The sequence below is a fragment of the Leptothrix mechoopdaensis (SeqCode) genome, from assembly GCF_053893855.1.
Window position 1 is genome coordinate 1,090,717 of sequence record NZ_CM132699.1, and the last position, 18,055, is coordinate 1,108,771.

Annotated in this window: 14 protein-coding genes and 1 pseudogene; 11 read left to right on the forward strand and 4 right to left on the reverse strand. The window is 68.5% G+C overall.

The features are described from left to right. Window positions 1-25: 25 nt before the first annotated feature. Complete coding sequence (locus ACWA7K_RS04925) at window positions 26-1,477, reverse strand: aldehyde dehydrogenase (protein ID WP_456166211.1); 1,452 nt, start codon at window positions 1,475-1,477, stop codon at window positions 26-28. Between the two features lie 46 nt (window positions 1,478-1,523). Then, a complete protein-coding gene (locus tag ACWA7K_RS04930; RefSeq protein WP_456166213.1) occupies window positions 1,524-2,297 on the reverse strand; it encodes a coniferyl-alcohol dehydrogenase in 774 nt (257 codons plus the stop codon). Between the two features lie 209 nt (window positions 2,298-2,506). On the opposite strand from ACWA7K_RS04930, the gene ACWA7K_RS04935 reads away from it, so the two are divergent. The 3 genes and pseudogenes from ACWA7K_RS04935 to ACWA7K_RS04945 form a co-directional block, all read left to right on the forward strand. Continuing rightward, window positions 2,507-4,309: a sigma 54-interacting transcriptional regulator gene (locus ACWA7K_RS04935; protein ID WP_456166215.1), complete on the forward strand. Its 1,803-nt coding sequence runs from the start codon at window positions 2,507-2,509 to the stop codon at window positions 4,307-4,309. A gap of 57 nt (window positions 4,310-4,366) precedes the next feature. Then, window positions 4,367-4,855: a hypothetical protein gene (locus tag ACWA7K_RS04940; protein ID WP_456166217.1), complete on the forward strand. Its 489-nt coding sequence runs from the start codon at window positions 4,367-4,369 to the stop codon at window positions 4,853-4,855. 420 nt (window positions 4,856-5,275) lie between these two features. Continuing rightward, window positions 5,276-5,443 (forward strand): annotated as a pseudogene (locus ACWA7K_RS04945) (relaxase/mobilization nuclease domain-containing protein); the annotation flags it as partial. Between the two features lie 324 nt (window positions 5,444-5,767). Here the strand turns inward: ACWA7K_RS04945 and ACWA7K_RS04950 are convergent. Continuing rightward, window positions 5,768-6,667 carry a LysR family transcriptional regulator gene (locus ACWA7K_RS04950; protein WP_456166219.1) on the reverse strand — a complete coding sequence of 300 codons (900 nt, stop codon included), beginning with the start codon at window positions 6,665-6,667 and terminating at the stop codon, window positions 5,768-5,770. 124 nt (window positions 6,668-6,791) lie between these two features. On the opposite strand from ACWA7K_RS04950, the gene ACWA7K_RS04955 reads away from it, so the two are divergent. From ACWA7K_RS04955 to ACWA7K_RS04985, 7 genes are all read left to right on the forward strand, one after another. After that, entirely contained in the window at window positions 6,792-7,424 is a 633-nt protein-coding gene (locus tag ACWA7K_RS04955; protein ID WP_456166221.1) for an NADPH-dependent F420 reductase, read from the forward strand. Window positions 7,425-7,472: 48 nt separating this feature from the next. Then, window positions 7,473-8,036: an ester cyclase gene (locus tag ACWA7K_RS04960; protein ID WP_456166223.1), complete on the forward strand. Its 564-nt coding sequence runs from the start codon at window positions 7,473-7,475 to the stop codon at window positions 8,034-8,036. A 105-nt stretch (window positions 8,037-8,141) separates the two neighbouring features. Further along, complete coding sequence (locus ACWA7K_RS04965; RefSeq protein ID WP_456166225.1) at window positions 8,142-9,011, forward strand: helix-turn-helix domain-containing protein; 870 nt, start codon at window positions 8,142-8,144, stop codon at window positions 9,009-9,011. Between the two features lie 224 nt (window positions 9,012-9,235). Next, the gene (locus tag ACWA7K_RS04970) at window positions 9,236-11,002 is read left to right on the forward strand and encodes a tannase/feruloyl esterase family alpha/beta hydrolase (RefSeq protein ID WP_456166227.1); all 1,767 of its coding nucleotides are present in this window, start codon (window positions 9,236-9,238) and stop codon (window positions 11,000-11,002) included. A gap of 165 nt (window positions 11,003-11,167) precedes the next feature. Next, a complete protein-coding gene (locus ACWA7K_RS04975) occupies window positions 11,168-12,421 on the forward strand; it encodes a helix-turn-helix domain-containing protein (protein ID WP_456166229.1) in 1,254 nt (417 codons plus the stop codon). Between the two features lie 156 nt (window positions 12,422-12,577). Continuing rightward, window positions 12,578-14,341 (forward strand): GMC family oxidoreductase, encoded by a 1,764-nt coding sequence (locus ACWA7K_RS04980; RefSeq protein ID WP_456166231.1) that lies wholly within the window; start codon window positions 12,578-12,580, stop codon window positions 14,339-14,341. 156 nt (window positions 14,342-14,497) lie between these two features. Continuing rightward, window positions 14,498-15,949, forward strand: a complete 1,452-nt coding sequence (locus ACWA7K_RS04985) for an aldehyde dehydrogenase (RefSeq protein ID WP_456166233.1) — start codon at window positions 14,498-14,500, stop codon at window positions 15,947-15,949. An 85-nt stretch (window positions 15,950-16,034) separates the two neighbouring features. On the opposite strand, the gene ACWA7K_RS04990 is transcribed toward ACWA7K_RS04985, so the two are convergent. Continuing rightward, the gene (locus tag ACWA7K_RS04990; RefSeq protein WP_456166235.1) at window positions 16,035-16,946 is read right to left on the reverse strand and encodes a LysR family transcriptional regulator; all 912 of its coding nucleotides are present in this window, start codon (window positions 16,944-16,946) and stop codon (window positions 16,035-16,037) included. Window positions 16,947-17,058: 112 nt separating this feature from the next. On the opposite strand from ACWA7K_RS04990, the gene ACWA7K_RS04995 reads away from it, so the two are divergent. Next, a complete protein-coding gene (locus ACWA7K_RS04995) occupies window positions 17,059-18,045 on the forward strand; it encodes a 2Fe-2S iron-sulfur cluster-binding protein (protein WP_456166237.1) in 987 nt (328 codons plus the stop codon). Window positions 18,046-18,055 lie beyond the last annotated feature (10 nt).

The window sequence follows — 18,055 nt, forward strand, 5'->3', positions numbered from 1 at the left end:
GGCGGGAACAGGTGTGGCAGGGTGATCAGAAGGGGTAGTGGCGCGGCGCCGTCTGCAGCGTGATCCAGCGCAGATCGCTGAAGGCCTCGATGCCGGCCTGGCCGCCGAAGCGGCCGTAGCCGCTGGACTTGACGCCGCCGAAGGGCATCTGCGCCTCGTCGTGCACGGTCGGGCCGTTGACGTGGCAGATGCCCGACTCGATGCGCTGCGCGACGCGCCAGCCGCGCGCCAGATCGGCCGTGAACACGGCGGCGGACAGGCCGTAGGGGTTGTCGTTGGCGCAGGCGATGGCCTCGTCCTCGCCGTCCACGCGCACGATCGCCTTGACCGGCCCGAAGGTCTCGTCGTGGTAGATCCGCATCGCCGGCGTGACGTGGTCCAGCAGCGTGGCGGGCATCAGCGTGCTGTCGGCCTTGCCGCCGCAGACCAGCGTCGCGCCCTGGGCGAGGGCATCGTCGATCAGCGCGTTGCAGCGCTGCACGGTGGCCATGTCGACCACCGAGCCCAGCACGACCGGTCCCAGACGCGGATCGCCCAGCGGCAGCGCGCGGGCCTTGGCCGCCAGCCTGGCGACGAAGGCATCGGCGATCGAGGCATCGACCACGATGCGTTCGGTCGACATGCAGATCTGGCCGGAGTTGGCGAAGGCACCGAAGGCCGCGCCGTTGACGGCGGCATCGAGGTCGGCGTCGTCGAGCACCAGCAGCGGGGCCTTGCCACCGAGTTCCAGCACCGCCGGCTTGAGGTGTTTCGCGCAGGTCTGCGCGATCAACCGGCCCACATGCGTCGATCCGGTGAAGTTGACGCGCCGCACGGCCGGGTGGGCCACCATGGCCTCGACCACGGCGGCGGCATCGGCCGGCGCGTTGGTCACGAAGTTGACGACGCCCTTCGGAAAGCCGGCTTCCTGCAGCGCCTGGATGATCAGCCCGTGCGTCGCCGGACACAGTTCGCTGCCCTTGAGCACGACGGTGTTGCCGCAGGCCAGCGGCACCGCGACGGCCCGCACGCCCAGGATCACCGGCGCATTCCACGGCGCGATGCCCAGCACCACGCCGGCCGGCTGGCGCGTGGCCAGCGCGAGGCTGCCGGGCACGTCCGAGGGGATCTGCTGGCCGTTGATCTGCGTCGTCAGCGCGGCGGCCTCCAGCAGCATGCCGGCAGCCAGGTGCACGTTGAAGCCGGCCCAGCCGCCCGAGGCGCCGGTCTCGGCGGCCATCGCCGCGATGAAGTCGGGCGCACGCGCTTCCAGCGCATGGGCGGCCTTCATCAGCAGGGCACGTCGTTCGCCTGGGCCCGTCCTGGACCAGCCGGCGAAGGCGGCGGCTGCGGCATCGACGGCGGCCACGGCGTCATCGGCGCTCGCGGCCGGCGCGGTGGTCGCGACCTGGCCATCCAGCGGGTTAAGGCGGTTGAAGGTCTTGCCGCTGCGGGCCGTGCAGGCCTCGCCGTTGATCAGCATCGAGATGGTGGTCATGTCGTGTGTCTCCTGGGTTCAATGGCCATGCGTCACAGGCCATGCGTCAAAGGCCATGCATCTGGCAAAGCACGTTTGAGAACATGCCGCCATCGGTGGGCACGTTGGTGCCGCGGATCCAGGCTGAGCCGTCGGACAGCAGGAAGGCCACCACCGGCGCGATGTCGGCGGGCGTGCCGGGCCGGTCCATCGTGCGCATGTCCTCCTCGGCGCGCGCGCCCAGCGTCTCGATGAAGTCCTTCAGGATGGGCGTGTCGACCGGGCCGGGGCTGACCGCATTCATGCGGATGCCGCGTGCGCGCCAGGTCCAGCGGTTCTGCATCGTCCAGACGATCAGCGCCTCCTTCGAGAAGAAGTAGCTGCGTGCGCCCTCGATGCCATGGGCCTGACAGAAGGCCGGCACGGCGTCGAAGTCGAGGTTCTCGCTGGCCTGGATGGCCGCCTTCGCGTCAGGCCAGCCCAGCCCGGCCAGCGAGGCCAGGTTGACGATCGAGGCGCCGTCGGCCAGCTTGGGCACCAGCCGCGTGGTGAGCCGCTTCAGGCCGAGCAGGTTGACCTTGAGCACCGCTTCGGGCGACTTTGTCGGCGGCAGGCCGGCGATATTGGCCAGGCCGTGGGCGCCGGTGGGCAGGGCGTCGACCAGCCGGTCGATCGAGGCGGCGTCCGACAGGTCGGCCTGGACAAAGCGCCCGACCGGCTGGGCCGGGGCGTTGATGTCGACCGAGATGACGTCGGCGCCTTGCTGTGCCAGCAGTGCGGCGGTGGCGGCACCGATGCCGGAGGCGGCGCCGGTGACGATGAGGGTCTTGCCTTGCAGCATGGATGAACCTTTCGGTGGGACGGTGGGTGCGTGCTTGAACCTCTCTTTCGCAATGCCGATGCCAGCTTCAGGTCGATCACGAAGCGCAGAAGAATCAAGGACTTGCGTTTGCCTGCCCGGGATTCCACCGAATCGGATGTTCAGCAGTTGATCAATCCTTGATGAACAATCCTTGATGCGACATCGCGTCGATTCGAGGGTTCACCCGCATGAAGAAGACACCTGCCCGGCTCAGCCTGGCCGAGCTGCAGCGCCAGGTCAGCCTGGCCCGCACCAGCGCCGACATCGACGAGGGCGCCGCGCCTACGCTGCGTGACCTGAGCGAGACGCTGACCTTCTCGCCCGGCGACGGCCGCATCTGGCTCAACGACCAGCGCATGGTCCTGTGGCGCTCGTCGACCTACGGAGGGCTGCGCAGCGAGCTGATCGCCAGCATGGGTCAGGAACAGGCCCGCTCGCTGCTGACGCGGGTGGGTTATGCGGCCGGTGCGCGCGATGCCGAGCTGGTGCGGCGCATGTGGCCCGACAGCGATCCGGCCAATGCCTTCCACGCGGGTCCGCGCATGCACAAGCTGGAAGGCATCGTGCGGCCGACCACCATCACCTTCGAGTTCGACATCGCACGCGGCGACTTCTTCGCCGACTACTGGTGGCACGACTCCAGCGAGGACGACGAGCACATCGCCGCCTTCGGCCTCGGCACCGAGCCGGCCTGCTGGATGCAGGTGGGCTATGCCAGCGGCTACGCCAGCGCCTTCATGGGCAAGCTGATCATCTACCGCGAGGTGGCCTGCCGCTCGGCCGGTGCCGAGGTCTGCCGCATCACCGGCCGACCGGCCGACCAGTGGGACCAGCCCGAGCTGGACCTGCACTACTTCACCCCGGACGCGTCGGCGGTGCGGGTGCGGCGCAGCTTCGTGCCGGTCGTCTCGGAGGTCAGCCGCCGACGCGCCAGCGCGACCCGCGCCGAGCCGCCGGCCGGCGTCGGCCAGCTGATCGGCATCTCGTCGAGCTTCAGCGCGGCGCGTCACCTGATCGAACGGGTCGCGCCGACCCAGGCCACCGTGCTGTTCACCGGCGCCTCGGGCGTCGGCAAGGAGCTGTTCGCGCAGACGCTGCACCAGATCAGCCCGCGTGCGGAAGCGCCCTTCATCGCGCTGAACTGCGCGGCCATCCCCGACACGCTGATCGAGTCGGAGCTGTTCGGCGTCGAGCGGGGTGCCTACACCGGTGCGACCACCTCGCGACCCGGCCGCTTCGAGCGCGCCCAGGGCGGCACGCTCTTCCTCGACGAGATCGCCTCGCTGAGCTATGTGGCCCAAGGCAAGCTGCTGCGGGCGCTGCAGGAACGTTGCGTCGAACGGGTCGGCGGCACAAAGGTCATCCCGGTGGACGTTCGGGTCGTGGCCGCCACCAACGTCGACCTGCGCGACGAGGTCGCCGCTGGCCGCTTCCGCAGCGACCTCTTCTTCCGCCTCAACGTCTTCCCGATCACGCTGCCGCCGCTGAAGGAACGGCGCGACGACGTCCCGCTGCTGATGGAGGCCTTCCTGCGGCGCTACTGCGAGCAGCACCGCCGCGACGTACCTGGCTTCACCCCGCGTGCGGTGCAGGCGCTGCTGCAGTACGACTTCCCCGGCAACATCCGCGAGCTGCAGAACCTCGTCGAACGCGGGGTGATCATGGCGCTGCACGACGAGCCGATCGACGTGCACCACCTGTTCCGGGGCGGCGAGCACATGAACACCGTGTCGCTCGGGCTGGACGTCGGAGGTCGCCTGGCCGAGTCACCGGGCGTCGCGCCGGAGCGGCCCGCCAAGTCCGAGAAGGCAAGGCGTCCCGACACCGGCCATGAGGCCGCGCCACCGGCCCGATCGGCCGCCGCCAGCGACGCCGCCGCCTACCGCAAGGCCCTGATCGCCGCCCGCTACAACGTGGCCGAGGCCGCGCGGCAGCTGGGGTTGAGCCGGGCGCAACTGGCGTATCGGCTCAAGCGGCTCGGGGTGGGGTGAGCACGCCGGTTCGCAAGACGTTTGTCGTGGCTCGCCCACACCTCGGCCGACCCCATCATGTCCGTCGTTCTCGCGGGACCTCTTCTTGGAAGCTGGTTCGAAGCGACATGTGTTTCGGGGCCACACCAGGGGCCATCGACCCTTGCTCATTTCTTGAAAGCGGCGCCAGCATTGACAGTCAAGCTGTCGATCCGCCTGAAGGCCGAAGAGGTGCGGCGTATGGACGAGGCCGCGCGCAGCGCAGGCCTGTCGCGTGCCGCCTACCTTGCAGGTCTGATCGCCCAGGTGCCGATCGTGGTCAACGGTGGCCGTCACGCCGAGAGCGTCGCTGCACTGGTTCGAGCCAATGCCGAACTCGCGGACCTCTGCCGCGACATGCGACACCTGACAAGCCTGCTGTCCCGAGGCGAGGGCCAGGCGGCCAAGGCCTACCGCGCGCGATTCGAGTCCTTGGACGCTGAGGTTCGCGCGCACCTGCGTCTGGCCTCTCGGGTCCTGTCCGATCTTCAACCCCAGCGCAGCGCGAACCCTTCGGTCCGCGCATAGGCACAGGAGTCCACCATGACCACACCCTCGAACATCGACGGTCTGCTCGTCCTCTGGGGCGATCGCCTGTTCTACCCCGGCAACCGGAGCATTCGCAGCGCGACGCCCAGGTTGTCGGCCGAGGCGATACGCCAACGGGCTCAGGAGATCCGGGCCCCCATCGCCGCGACCGTGGTGCGGCGGGCGCCTCAGGTGATGGTCAAGGTGACGGGCGGTGGTCGCGGCATGCGAGCGATCGCAGCGCACTTCCGCTACATCAGCAAAAACGGACGGCTCGACATGGAGGACGAACTCGGCGACGTGCGGCAAGGCAAGGACGCGCTGCGCGATCTGGTCGACGACTGGCGCTATGGCGGATCGTTCATCGCCGATGACGTACAGCCCGGACACCGGCGCGAGGCCTTCAACATCATGCTGTCGATGCCGAGTGGCACGGATCCGCTGGCCGTCCAGCGGGCTGCCAGGGCTTTCGCGCTGGCCGAGCTGGCCGATCACAAGTTCGTGATGGTGCTGCATGACCACCAGGCCAATCCGCACGTGCACGTGAGCGTGCGGGCGGAGTCCAAGCAGGGCCGCAGGCTGAACCCGCGCAAGGCGGACCTCGCTCGATGGCGGGAGATGTTTGCCGAGAAGCTGCGTGAACTGGGCGTTGAGGCGGAGGCCAGTCGCCGATTCGCGCGCAGCAGTGGTCGTTCGTCCGAAGCGCTGTGGCGCATCAACGCCCGTGAAGAGGGACGTCTGGTTCGAGACGCCAAACCGGCAGCCCATCGACAGATGAGCCGGCTGGAACGGCCTGCGTCGCCGTTCGGCCTCAAAGCTTGGCTGCGCGTCGCCAGGGCACTGGGAGCGTCAACCGATCCCAAGGACCACGCCTTGTCGCAGTCGATCCGCGATGACCTCGCGTCACGGTCCTCAGGCCGGCCAGGGTCTGACCTTGAACGCCTCGACAAGGTGGTCCACCAGCAACCTCACCTTGGGCGTCAGGTGCTGCCGGGTCGGGTAGACGGCGTAGACGTCCAGCTCGATCGAGCGGAACGCCGGTAGCACCTCGACCAGTTCGCCCGACTGCAGCGCATCACCGACCAGGAAGGTGGGCTGCAGCACGAGGCCGCCGCCGGCCAGCGCGACGCTGCGGCAGGTGTCACCGCTGTTGGAGCGCAGGCGCGGGTTGATCTTCACGGTGACCGGACCGCTTGGCCCTTCGAAGGCCCAGTTCTCGCCGATGGACAGCAGGCTGTAGGCCATTACCGCGTGGTCGGCCAGTTCCGATGGATGGGCCGGCGAGCCGTACTGGCGCAGGTAGCCGGGCGAGGCGCAAAGCACCATGCGCGTGGACGTCAGCCGGCGGCTGACCAGCGTCGAAGCCGGCAGGCGGGCGATGCGCACGGCCAGGTCGTAGCCCTCGTCGACCAGGTCGACGACGCGGTCCGACAGCGTCACGTCCAGCGTGACCTTGGGGTGTTTGGCCAGGAAGCCGGCCCACAGCGGCGCCAGATGCAGCAGGCCGAAGCTGACTGGCACGTTGACCTTGAGCGTACCGATGGCCTCGCCGCTGCGCGCGGTGATCTCGGCCTCGGCCGCGTCGAAGCCGGCCAGCAGCTCGCGGGCGCGGGCCAGGAAGGTCTCGCCCTCGACCGTCAGCGACAGCCGGCGCGTGGTGCGGTTCATCAGCCTCACGCCCAGGTGCGACTCCAGCTCGCCGACCTGGCGCGAGATCGCGGCCTTGGAGATGCCGATCGCCTCGGCCCCTGCCACAAAGCTGCCGGCGTCGACGACGGCCACAAAGGCCTGCAGGGCTTGGTATCGGTCCATGTGCTGCATTGTCCTGTATCGCGAGACAGTTCTTCTCGGATTTGGTTGTTTATCGCCACGAGTGGTGTTTCTACAGTTCAACCCATCGCAGCAAGTCGCTGCGGCAACTCCAGGAAACACCGTCATGAAGATCACTGTTCTCGGCGCCGGCAACATGGGCTCGGCCTTCGTCTCGCAACTCGTCCGCGCCGGCCACCAGGTCCGCGTCACCGCCCGCGATGCGGCCAAGGCTGCCGCGCTCGCCGCGAAGTTCCCGGGCGTGCAGGCCGTGCCCACTGCCGGTGCCGCCGCCGAGGCCGAGGCGGTCGTGCTGGCCACCGGCTACGGCGACGCGGTTGCGGCGCTGCGATCGCTGGGCGACCTGTCGGGCAAGACCGTCATCGACATCACCAACCCGCTGACGGCCGACTACATGGGCCTGACGATCGGCCACGAGACCTCGGCGGCCGAACAGATCGCCGCCGCCGTGCCGGGCGCACAGGTGGTCAAGGGCTTCAACACCGTGTTCGCCCAGGTGCTGGCCGAAGGCGCCGACTTTGGCAACGGCCGCACCGTGCCGGTCTTCGTCGCCAGCGACAGCGCCCTCGCCAAGCAGACCGCCAGCGACATCGCCAAGAGCATCGGCTTCGACGTGGTTGACGCCGGCGGCTTGAAGAACGCGCGCTACCTGGAGCCGCTGGCCGGCTTGAACATCTACCTCGGCTACGGCGCGGGGCTGGGCACCGCGATTGCGCCGACCTGGCTGCGCAAGGGCTGATCGGCCCGATCGTCAAGACAACCGATGAACACGACAAGGACACCTGCCATGAACGCCATCCGCACCACCCTCGCGACCGCCGCCATCGCGGTCCTCGGACTTGCCGCCAACGTGGCCTTCGCCGCCACGCTGGCCGAGAACCCGCCGACGCCGGCACCGAAGCAGGAACGTCAGGCCCCCAAGGTCGAGAAGAACCTCAAGAAGTTCGACACGCTGGACTTCGACGTCTTCAGCAACCAGAAGTGGGAGCGCCTGCACGAGAGCCACGCCAAGGACATCGTGGTCACCTGGCCCGACGGCCACGAGACGAAGGGCATCGACCGCCACATCGACGACCTGAAGGCGATGTTCGTGTTCGCGCCCGACATCACCATCAAGACCCATCCGATCCGCTTTGGCTCCGGCGCCTGGACCTCGGTCACCGGCGTCATGACCGGCACCTTCACGCAGCCGATGCCCTTGCCTGATGGCAGCAGCATCGCGCCGACCGGCAAGCGCTTCGCGATCGGCATGGCCACCATCGCGCACTGGAAGAACGGCACGATGGACCACGAGTGGCTGTTCTGGGACAACCAGGATTTCATGACGCAACTGGGGCTGGGCGGGAAGTGAGCCGCCATCACGGAGGGTGATGCGGCTCATCGCGAAAACCAGCTTGCGAGGCAAGGAGGGATGTCAGACGATGACCGACCCCACGCGTCAGTCCCTCTGCCTTCGATGTCCCTGCACGACCTGTCGCTCAGCAACGACCCGCGCGAGATCCTGGCCCGTGGCCCGGCCGATGGGGTCGGCTTCCCGGTGATCGTGCATCCCATTCCGGCGACCGGACGTCTGGAGCGGGACTACCACCCGAGCCCGCGCATCTACGTGGCGCATTCGGGCGTCGGCCGCCGCCAGTACCGGCGGGGCCTGCATTGCCTGGACCTGCAGACGGCGCCGCGGATGATCGAGGTCTATGCCGCCGGGCTCGGCTTCGAGCGGTCCACATGGGCGGGGGAGGCGGGGCGGTGTGTCGAGGTCCAGTTCGCCGATTCAGACGTTGAGGCCTTGAGTGGCGGCGAACTGTCGCGCCTGGATCTGCAGACCCGGCATGAGGCCTTCGACGAGCGCATCAGCTCCACGGTCTTCCTGCTGGCCGAGGAGGTTCTGGCGGGACAGCCGAGCGGGCCGCTCTACGCACGCGGGCTGAGCCTGTCGCTGCTCGGGCTGCTGCTGGCGCATCACACGCGGGGCAAAAGCGTCGCGGCATCGTCCGCACGGGTGTTGTCGGGTGAGCAGAAGCGACGCATCGTCGATCTCGTTGCACATGCTTTCGGCACTCGCCTGACCATCGACCAACTGGCCGGTGAACTGCGCATGAGCCCGTCGCATTTCTCGAGGCTCTTCAAGGCGAGTTTCGGCGTGACGCCGCACGACTACGTGCTGCGCGTCCGTCTCGATGCCGCCACGCGGGCCTTGCAGTTGACGGGCGGTGAGTCGATCTCCGACATCGCCCAGCGCTGCGGTTTCTCCAGCCAGTCCCATCTGACCGCGCAGATGCGCCAGCACCTGGGCACCACGCCGCTGGCGGTGCGTCGGGGCCGCTGAGTCCTGGTCTCCATCGGGTAAGTCCCGGTCTCGTCGCAGCAGGCTTCTGACATCGCAGCAGGATTGCGAAAGACCGCCGCGCGTCTCGTTCCTATCGTCTGCGCCCTGCATGCACGGCCTTTCCCGGTCATGTGCTGCACGGATGCAAGACAACCACTGGAGCGAGACTCATGCAATGGAATCGGACGGGACGACGGCTGGCTTTGACGCTGGCCGCGAGCGCGATGGCTTTGCTGCTGCAGGCATGCGGCGGCGGCAGCGCGACAACGGCAACGACCGCGAGCGTGCGGACCTGTGACGACGGCCTCAAGACCTCGTTCCAGCCGGATGCTGATACCACCGTGCTGCTGGTGAAGTCCTTCAAGGCCGGTGACACCGTGCAGCTGTCGGGCACGCCCACCCAGCCGGCGCCTGTGGCCCCTGTCGACCTGTGCCTGGTGAAGTTGCTCGTCGGGCCGGGCCATCCCGGGACGGCCGGGGCGCCGTCGACGTCGGCGGGCATCGGCATCGAGGTCTGGCTTCCGACGGGCGCAAACTGGAACGAACGCATCCGCGCCTATGGCAGTGGCGGCTGGGCCGGCAGTGCACAGACCGACCTGACGCTGATCGGCGGAGGCGGAGACGGCAACGACTTGCACGTGGCGGCGGCAGGCCAGGGCTATGTGGTCGCGACCTCCGACCACGGTCACGCCAGCGCGTTGGGCCCATTGGCCGCGCTCGACGCCTCGTTCGGCTTGAACCCTGACGGCACGATCAACACGACCTTGTGGCGCGACTTCGCCGAGCGCAGCCTGCACGAGATGGCGGTCAAGTCCAAGGCGCTGGCGCGTCACTACTACGGCAAGGCCCACAAGTACGCCTACTGGGAGGGCTACTCGACCGGTGGCCGCCAGGGCTTGAAGCTGGCACAGGTCCATCCGGATGACTTCGACGGCATCGTCGCGGGCGCGCCGGCCATCAACTGGAGTCGCTTCATCACCAACGAGCTGTACCCGCAGGTGGCGATGCGCCAGGAGCTCGGCGGCCCGATCGCGGCGGCCAAGCTGACCGCCCTCACCAATGCGGCGATCGCCTCGTGCGGGGGGGGCACGCTCGGCTTCCTGATCGATCCGTATGCATGCCGTTACGACCCGACGCGCGATGCGGCTGCGCTGTGCAGCGGCGTCAGTGGCAATGGCGGCGTGGTCGGCACCAATGCTGATGCGGCCAGCTGCGTCACGCTGGCGGAGGCGGGCGTCGTCAACCGCATCTGGTACGGCCAGACGGCCGATGGCAGCGTGCCGGATCCCGCGCTGGACAACGCGGCCGGCCCCTTCCTGGCCAGCAGCAACCAGCTCTGGTTTGGCCTGACCCGCGGCACCGACCTGGGCGCGCTGGCCGGGGCGACCGGGCCGTTCCCGATCGCTGCCGATCAGGTCGCGATCGAGTTGCAGAACCCGGCACTCGGCTCGGTCTTCTTCCGCAATGCCATCAGCAACGGCACGAATGCCTGGGTCAACCTGGGCTACAGCGGCCTGACGCTGGCGGCCTACCAGGGCCTGGCGCTGCAGTCGCAGTTCTCGGACATCAACACCGACGATGCCGACCTGTCGGCCTTCAAGGCGCGTGGCGGCAAGCTGCTGATGTTCCACGGCCTGGCCGACAACCTGATCGCCTCGCAGGGCTCGGACAACTACTACAACCGGGTCGCCTCGCTGCAGGGCGGGTTCACGCCCACGCAGTCCTTCTTCCGCTACTACCACGTACCGGGCTTCGCGCACACCGGCCGGCTCGAAGCCGGTCCAGGCGTGCCGGTGCCGCAGTCGGCGCGAGGCCGCGACGAGATGTTCACGGCGCTGAAGGCCTGGGTGGAGCAGGGCACCGCACCCGGGACGATCACCGTCACCTCGTCGAACAACCTGGTGTCGCTGCCGCTGTGCGTGTATCCGAAGAAGATCACCTATTCGGGCAGCGGTGCGGTGACGGCGGCGGCGAGCTACGGCTGTCAGTGAACGGGGTTGCCGACGCGCGAGGGTCGGCCGCCATCACAACCGGTGATGTGCCACATCGCCGTTTGTGCATTGTGACGAGCTGACCGATACCGGACGATCCGCTGCCTCGAACGGCAGACCATCCGGTGCGGAAGGCTCGCGCACGGATGGCATCGGAGAACCGCCATGTCGCCCTACGCAGCCAGCCCCTTCTTCCCGTCGCGCGACTCGGTCGTTGAACTGGCGAGGAAGCGCTACTTCGAGGAAGGCGTGCCGCCGACCGGTGTGATCAGCGAGGCCGTGTTCCAGTCGTGGGCACGTTGTCAGCGGACCCATGCCAGCCCCTCGGGCGACGTCGAGTTCCAGCCCGTCACCGTCAGCCGGGCCCATCTGGCCCTGCAGCGCAACCGCGCGTTGACGCAGGCCTGGGACGCCGAGATCCCGCATCTGCAGATGCTGCTGGGAACGACGAGCTGCGCGGCGATGCTGTCGGACGCGAGCGGCGTGATCATCGGCGCGACCTGCGCCGGCCGGCCCCATGAGGCCCTGATGCCGGTGGCCACGCGCATCGGCGTCGACCTGTCGGAAGAGGCGGTCGGCACGACCGCGCCGGGCGTGGTGATCCGCACCGGCCGGTCGGTCAACGTACAGGGCGTCGAGCACTTCTTCGAAGGTGTACGGCAGATGCACTGCGCTGCCGCCCCGATCCGCGACGTGCGGGGCCGCGTGGCCGGCGTGTTCGACATCTCCAGCGAATCCATCCCCTTCCAGTTCGATGCGGCGGCGGTGGCGTCGCACTTCGCCAGCGCGATCGAGAACCGCCTGCTGGTCGCCCAGGCCGACGAGCATCTCGTCGTGCGCGTGCAGGTCGCGCCGTCCCTGCTGGACTCGGTCACGGTGGGCCTGATCGGCGTCGACCGCAGCGGCCGCATCGCGTGGTTCAACGATGTGGGCGCGCGCATCCTCGGTCTGTCATCCGGCCCGGTGCCCGACCTCGTGATGCCCTTGGCGGAACAGGCTTTTGCGCTGCCGCTGGATCGGCTCGCGTCCCTGCCGTCTTCAGGCGCGGCCGCCTTGCCCTTGCCCAATGGCCTGACCGTCTGGGCCCGCGCCGAGATGCGCGCCCGCGACGGCCGGCGGGACCTTCACCCGTCCGCGCCGCACATCCCGGCCGAGGCTGCGGGCCAGGCGCCCGTCCAGGCGGTCATGGCCGTCGAGCATCCGGCCGTAACCGCCGCGGCACCCGAGGCGACATCTGCACCCGCATTGGCGCTGACCGACCGCACGCTGCGCGACATCAACGACGAGCTGATCCAGCAGGTGCTTCGCCAATGCGGCGGCAACGTCTCGGCGGCGGCGCGCCGCCTGAAGGTCTCGCGCGGCTGGATCTACCGGCGCATGAAGGACGGCGGTTTCGACGAAGGCGTCCAGCCCGCATGACGTCGCAAGCCCCGGTCCGGTCGCAGTTGTTCTCAATCGGAACAGGTGGCGCCTGGGGCAAACCCGATGTGCGTGCGATTGGCGCCTGAGACCTAACGTCACGTCCAACGCACTTCCTCGACGCACGGTGCGTCGCCACAACAAGGAGACCTCCCCATGGTGAATCCCTACCTCCCGCAAGGCCAGTCGGCCGACCTTTCCCCCGATGCCGACCGTCTGATGGACCGTCTGGAGCAAGGCCTGATCGCCGGCCGCCTGAGCCGTCGCGGCTTCATCCAGGCGGTTACCGCCGCCGGTCTGGCCACCACTGGCCTGAGTGCGCTGGCCGATGAACTCGACGCGATGCGCGCCAACCAGGACGAGCGTGCGGCCAAGCTGCAAGGCGCCTACGACTACATCGTCGTCGGCACCGGCAGCGCGGGCTCGGCGCTGGTCGGCCGCCTGGCGGCCCGCACCGATGCCAGCATCCTCGTGATTGAGGCAGGCGACTGGGACACCGCACCGTCGGTGCTCGACCCGAGCGTGTGGTTCACCAACCTGGGCTCCGAGCGCGACTGGAAGGACGTCGCCATCGCCTCGCCGTCCACCAATGGCCGCGCGATCCCCGAGCACATGGGCAAGGTCGTCGGTGGCGGCAGCAGCATCAACGCGACCATCTGGGCGCGTCCGTTCAAGGGCGACCTGGAGTACTGGGCGCAGGAAGCCGGTGACGCGCGCTGGGGCTACGAGCAGGGCCTGGCGATCTACCGCCGCATGGAGAACTGGCAGGGCAAGCCCGATGCGCGCTACCGCGGCCAGGGCGGCCCGGTGTGGTGCCAGCATGCGGCCAACCCGCACCCGATGGCGCCGGCCATGCTGGCGGCCTGTCGCAGCCTGGGCATGCCCGTGCTGGACGACCTCAACGGCGCCCGTGAAGAAGGCTCCGGCGGCTTCGCGCTGATGAACCAGATCATCCGCGACGGCCGTCGCCAGAGCATGGCGCGGTCCTACCTGTACCCGGTGCTGGCGCGCAAGAACGTCACGCTGCTGGTGCGCAGCCACGTTGACCGCCTGACCTTCGAAGGCAACCGCGTCACCGGCGTCGAGCTCAACATTGGCGGCAAGGTCCGCACGGTGCAGGCCAAGTCCGAGGTGATCGTCAGCTCCGGCGGCATCAATACGCCCAAGCTGCTGATGCTCAGCGGCATCGGCCCGGAAGAGCAGCTGCGCCAGCACGGCATCAAGACCCGGGTGAACGCGCCTGAGGTCGGCGAGAACTTCCAGGATCACCTGCTGCATGGCGGTTGCCTCTTCGAGCCGAAGGAGCACATGCCCCATCGCAACAGCGCGGCCAACGCGTCGGGTTTCCTCAAGAGCGTGTCCTCGCTGGTGACGCCGGACGTGAACCTGGTGCAGATCGAGCTGCCCTACGCCAGCGACGTGGTGGGCAAGCAGTACGGCCCGCCGCCGACGTCGTGGGCGCTGTGCGCCGGCCTGGTCGGCCCGAAGAGCCGCGGCGCGGTGCGCCTGCGCTCGGCCGATCCGGCTGACCGCCCGATCGTCGACGCCCGCTTCCTGAGCCACCCGGACGACGTCAAGGCCCTGGCCTACGGCATCGAGGTCAGCCGCGAGATCGGCAACTCGGCAGCGATGAGCGACTTCGTCAAGCGCGAGGTGGCACCGGGCAAGAAGCTCGTCGGCAAGGACATGGAGAACTTCGTCCGCGACGGCGCCACCACCTACTTCCACCAGGCCGGCACCTGCCGCATGGGAAAGGACGGCAAGGCGGTCGTGGACGCCCAGCTGCGCGTCAATGGCGTGAAGGGCCTGCGCATCGCCGACAGCTCGATCATGCCGCGCATCGCCTCGGTCGCGACCATGGCCACCTGCGCGCTGATCGGCGAGCAGATGGCCGACATCCTCGCGCCCGTCAAGGCCTGACACAGGCCTGGGTCCCGCGTGGCACCGCTTCCGGTGTCACGCACGGGGCAACCTTTTCCCACCTGACAACGGTCCCGCGCGCAGCACGGCGTGCGTGGACCGGTGTCGCCCAACGCGGCACGCGGGTCGTGCCGACCAACTGACCTGGAGCACAGCATGGAAACCCAACTCCTCATCGACAACGAGGCGCGTCCTGCCGCCGGCCAGGCGACCTTCGAACGTCGTCACCCCGCCACTGGCGAACTCGTGACGCGCTCGGCCGCCGCCAGCGTCGCCGATGCCACGGCCGCCGTCGAATCGGCCCATGCGGCCTTCCGCAAGTGGCGCCTGACCGGCCCGACCGAGCGCCGTCGCGTGCTGCTCAAGGCCGCCGACGTGCTGGAGTCCAAGACCCCCGCCTTCATCGAGGCGATGGCTGCTGAAGTCGGTGCCTCGGCGCTGTGGGCCGGCTTCAACGTCTACCTCGCCGCCAACCTGTTCCGCGAGGCCGCATCGCTGGCCACGCAGATCCAGGGCGAGACCATCCCGACCGACAAGCCCGGCGCGATGTCGATGACGGTGCGTCAGCCCGTTGGCGTGGTGCTCAGCATCGTGCCGTGGAACGGCCCGGTCGTGCTCGCCGCGCGTGCCATCGCCTACCCGATCGTCTGCGGCAACAGCGTGGTGTTCCGCGCCTCCGAGACCAGCCCGCGCACCCACATGCTGGTGGCCGAGGCGCTGGTCGAGGCCGGCCTGCCCGCCGGCGTCCTGAACGTGCTGACCAACGCACCGCAGGACGCGCCCGAGGTGATGGACACGCTGATCGCCCACAAGGCGGTGCGCCGCATCAACTTCACCGGCTCGACCCGTGTGGGCCGCATCATTGCCCAGAAGGCTGCGACCCACCTGAAGCGCTGCCTGCTGGAGCTGGGCGGCAAGTCGCCGCTGGTGGTGCTCGACGACGCCAACGTCGATGAAGCCGTCAAGGCCGCCGTGTTCGGCTCCTTCCTGTACCAGGGCCAGATCTGCATGTCGACCGAGCGCCTGGTGGTCGATGAGTCGATCGCCGACGAGTTCGTCGCCAAGTTCGCCGCCCGGGCCAAGGAACTGCCGGCCGGTGATCCGCGCCGCGAAGCCATGTGCGTGATCGGCCCGATGGTGGCCAAGGAATCGGGTACCCGTCTGAACGCCATGATCGACGACGCGCTGGCCAAGGGCGCCACGCTGGCCTGCGGCGGCCGTGCCGATGGCGCGCTGATGCCCGCGACCATCGTCGACCACGTCAAGCCCGGCATGAAGATCTACGACGAGGAGACCTTCGGCCCGATCACCACCATCGTGCGCGTGCGCGGCGTCGACGAGGCCATCGCGGTGGCCAACGACACCGCCTACGGCCTGTCGGCCGGCGTGTTCGGCCGCGACGTCAACCGTGCCCTGGCCGTGGCGATGGAGATCGAGACCGGTTCCTGCCACGTCAATGGCGCGACCGTGCAGAACGAGGCCCAGGCACCCTACGGCGGAACCAAGGACAGCGGTTACGGCCGCTTTGACGGCCGTGCGGTGATCGACGAGTTCACCGAGCTGAAGTGGATCACCATCGAGCCGTCGGTCCAGCAATATCCGGTTTGATGACCGTTTGATGCCGGCCTGATCGGACATCCCGACGCCCCGTCACCTTCGCAGGTGGCGGGGCGTTGTCACGTTCGGGTGTGCTTCAGCCCTCGTCGTCCGCGAACAGGTCCACCACCACGCCTCGCAGCCACTGGCTGGCGGCCGAACGGTGTGACTTGGCGTGCCAGAACAGGTTGATCGCGATCTCCGGCAACTTGACCGGGTGGGTGACGTAGCGCAGGCCGAAGGGCTCGACCAGATGCTTGGCGAGCCGCTCGGGCACGGTGGCGACGAGCTCCGAGCCCTGCAGGATGTGGCCGACGCTGACGAAGTGCGGCACGGTCAGCTGCACCTTGCGGTCCACGCCGGCGCGCTTGATCAGCTCGTCCACCTTGCCATGACCGGTGCCCGGCGACACGACGACCAGGTGTTCCGCGCGGCTGTAGTCCTGCAGCGTGACACGGGCCTTGTCCAGCGCATGGCCACGTCGAAAAAGGCACACGTAGCGCTGCTGGAACAGGCGACGCTGGAAGAAACCGGCCTTGAGCTGTGGAAGAAGGCCGATGGCGAGGTCGACCTTGCCGGCCTCCATCTCGTCGCGCAGGTTGACCACCGCATTGCGCACGGTGCTCAAGGTCACGCCGGGCGCTTCCTGTCGCACGCGGTCCATCAAGGCGGGCAGGAAGACGATCTCGCCGATGTCGGTCATGCCAATCGTGACGGCGCGCTTGTACGACGCCGGATCGAAGCGGGTCTGCTGGTTCAGGCCGCTCTGGATCATGCCCAGCGCATAGCCCACCGACTCGGCCAGCTGCTCGGCAAACGGCGTGGGCACCATGCCGGCCGGCGTGCGCAGGAACAGCTCGTCGCCGAACTGGCGTCGCATCTTGGCCAGCGTGTTGCTGACGGCCGGCTGGGTGATGCCGAGCGATTCGGCCACGCGCGACACGCGTCGCTCGACGATCAGCTGCTGGAAGACGACCAGCTGGTTCAGATCGATGTCCTTGAGCTCCATGCAGGTCTCCTATCACCGCCCATGATGATCAATATACGGCGGATGTTATTGGCTGATTCCCTCTGTCGCACGACCATACGGCCCATCCCAGACATGCCGCACGGGCGCCCACATGGAAGTCTTGATCCAGCCTCTGAACCGCGCCATCCAGGTCGAAGCCGGCGACAACCTGCTGGAGGCCCTGCGGGCCGCGCAGATCCCGATGTCGTACTCCTGCCTGGCGGGTCGCTGCGGCACCTGCCGCTGCCGGCTGGTCGACGGCGAGGTGCTGGAAGGCGGCCAGGCCCAGCAGCATCCGCTCGACGGCGAGGATGACTACATCCTGGCCTGCCGCACCTTCATCACCGAGCCCTGCACGATCGAGATTCCCGAACCGGACGAGGTAGTCGTCCACCCGGCGCGCATCATCAAGGCCACCGTGCAGGCGATCGAGGACCTGACGCACGACATCAAGCGCGTGGTTCTCAAGCCGGCCAAGCGCATCGAGTTCTCGCCTGGACAGTACGCGCAACTGCAGTTCACGCCGGACCACGTGCGGCCCTATTCGATGGCCGGGCTGGATGGTGACGACACGCTCGAGTTCCACGTCCGACTGGTGCCCGACGGCCGCGTCACCGGCTACATCGCCAACCAGCTGAAGGTCGGCGATGCGGTCAAGGTCAGCGGCCCACTGGGTTCGGCCTTCCTGCGCCGCAAGGGCGAGTCTCCGATCCTCTGCGTGGCCGGTGGCACAGGCCTGGCGCCGATCCTGTCCATCGTGCGCGGCGCCATCGCGGCGGGCATGAGCAACCCGATCCATGTCTACGTCGGCGTGCGCTCGCCGCGCGACATCTACGGTCTGGACTGGCTGCAGCAGCTCCAGCGCGACCACCCGGCCATGAAGGTCCATGCGGTGGTCACCTCCGGTGGCGACCCGCGCGTGCACCGCTGCGGCATGGTCACCGACGCGATCGAGCAGGACTTTCCCGACCTGACCGGCTGGCGCGCCTACCTGTGCGGCTCGCCGCCGATGGTCGAGGCGGCCACGGTGCTGGCGCGCCGCAAGGGCATCGACCCGCGCCACGTCTATGCCGACGCCTTCTACGCACAAGGAACTTGAGGATCCCCAC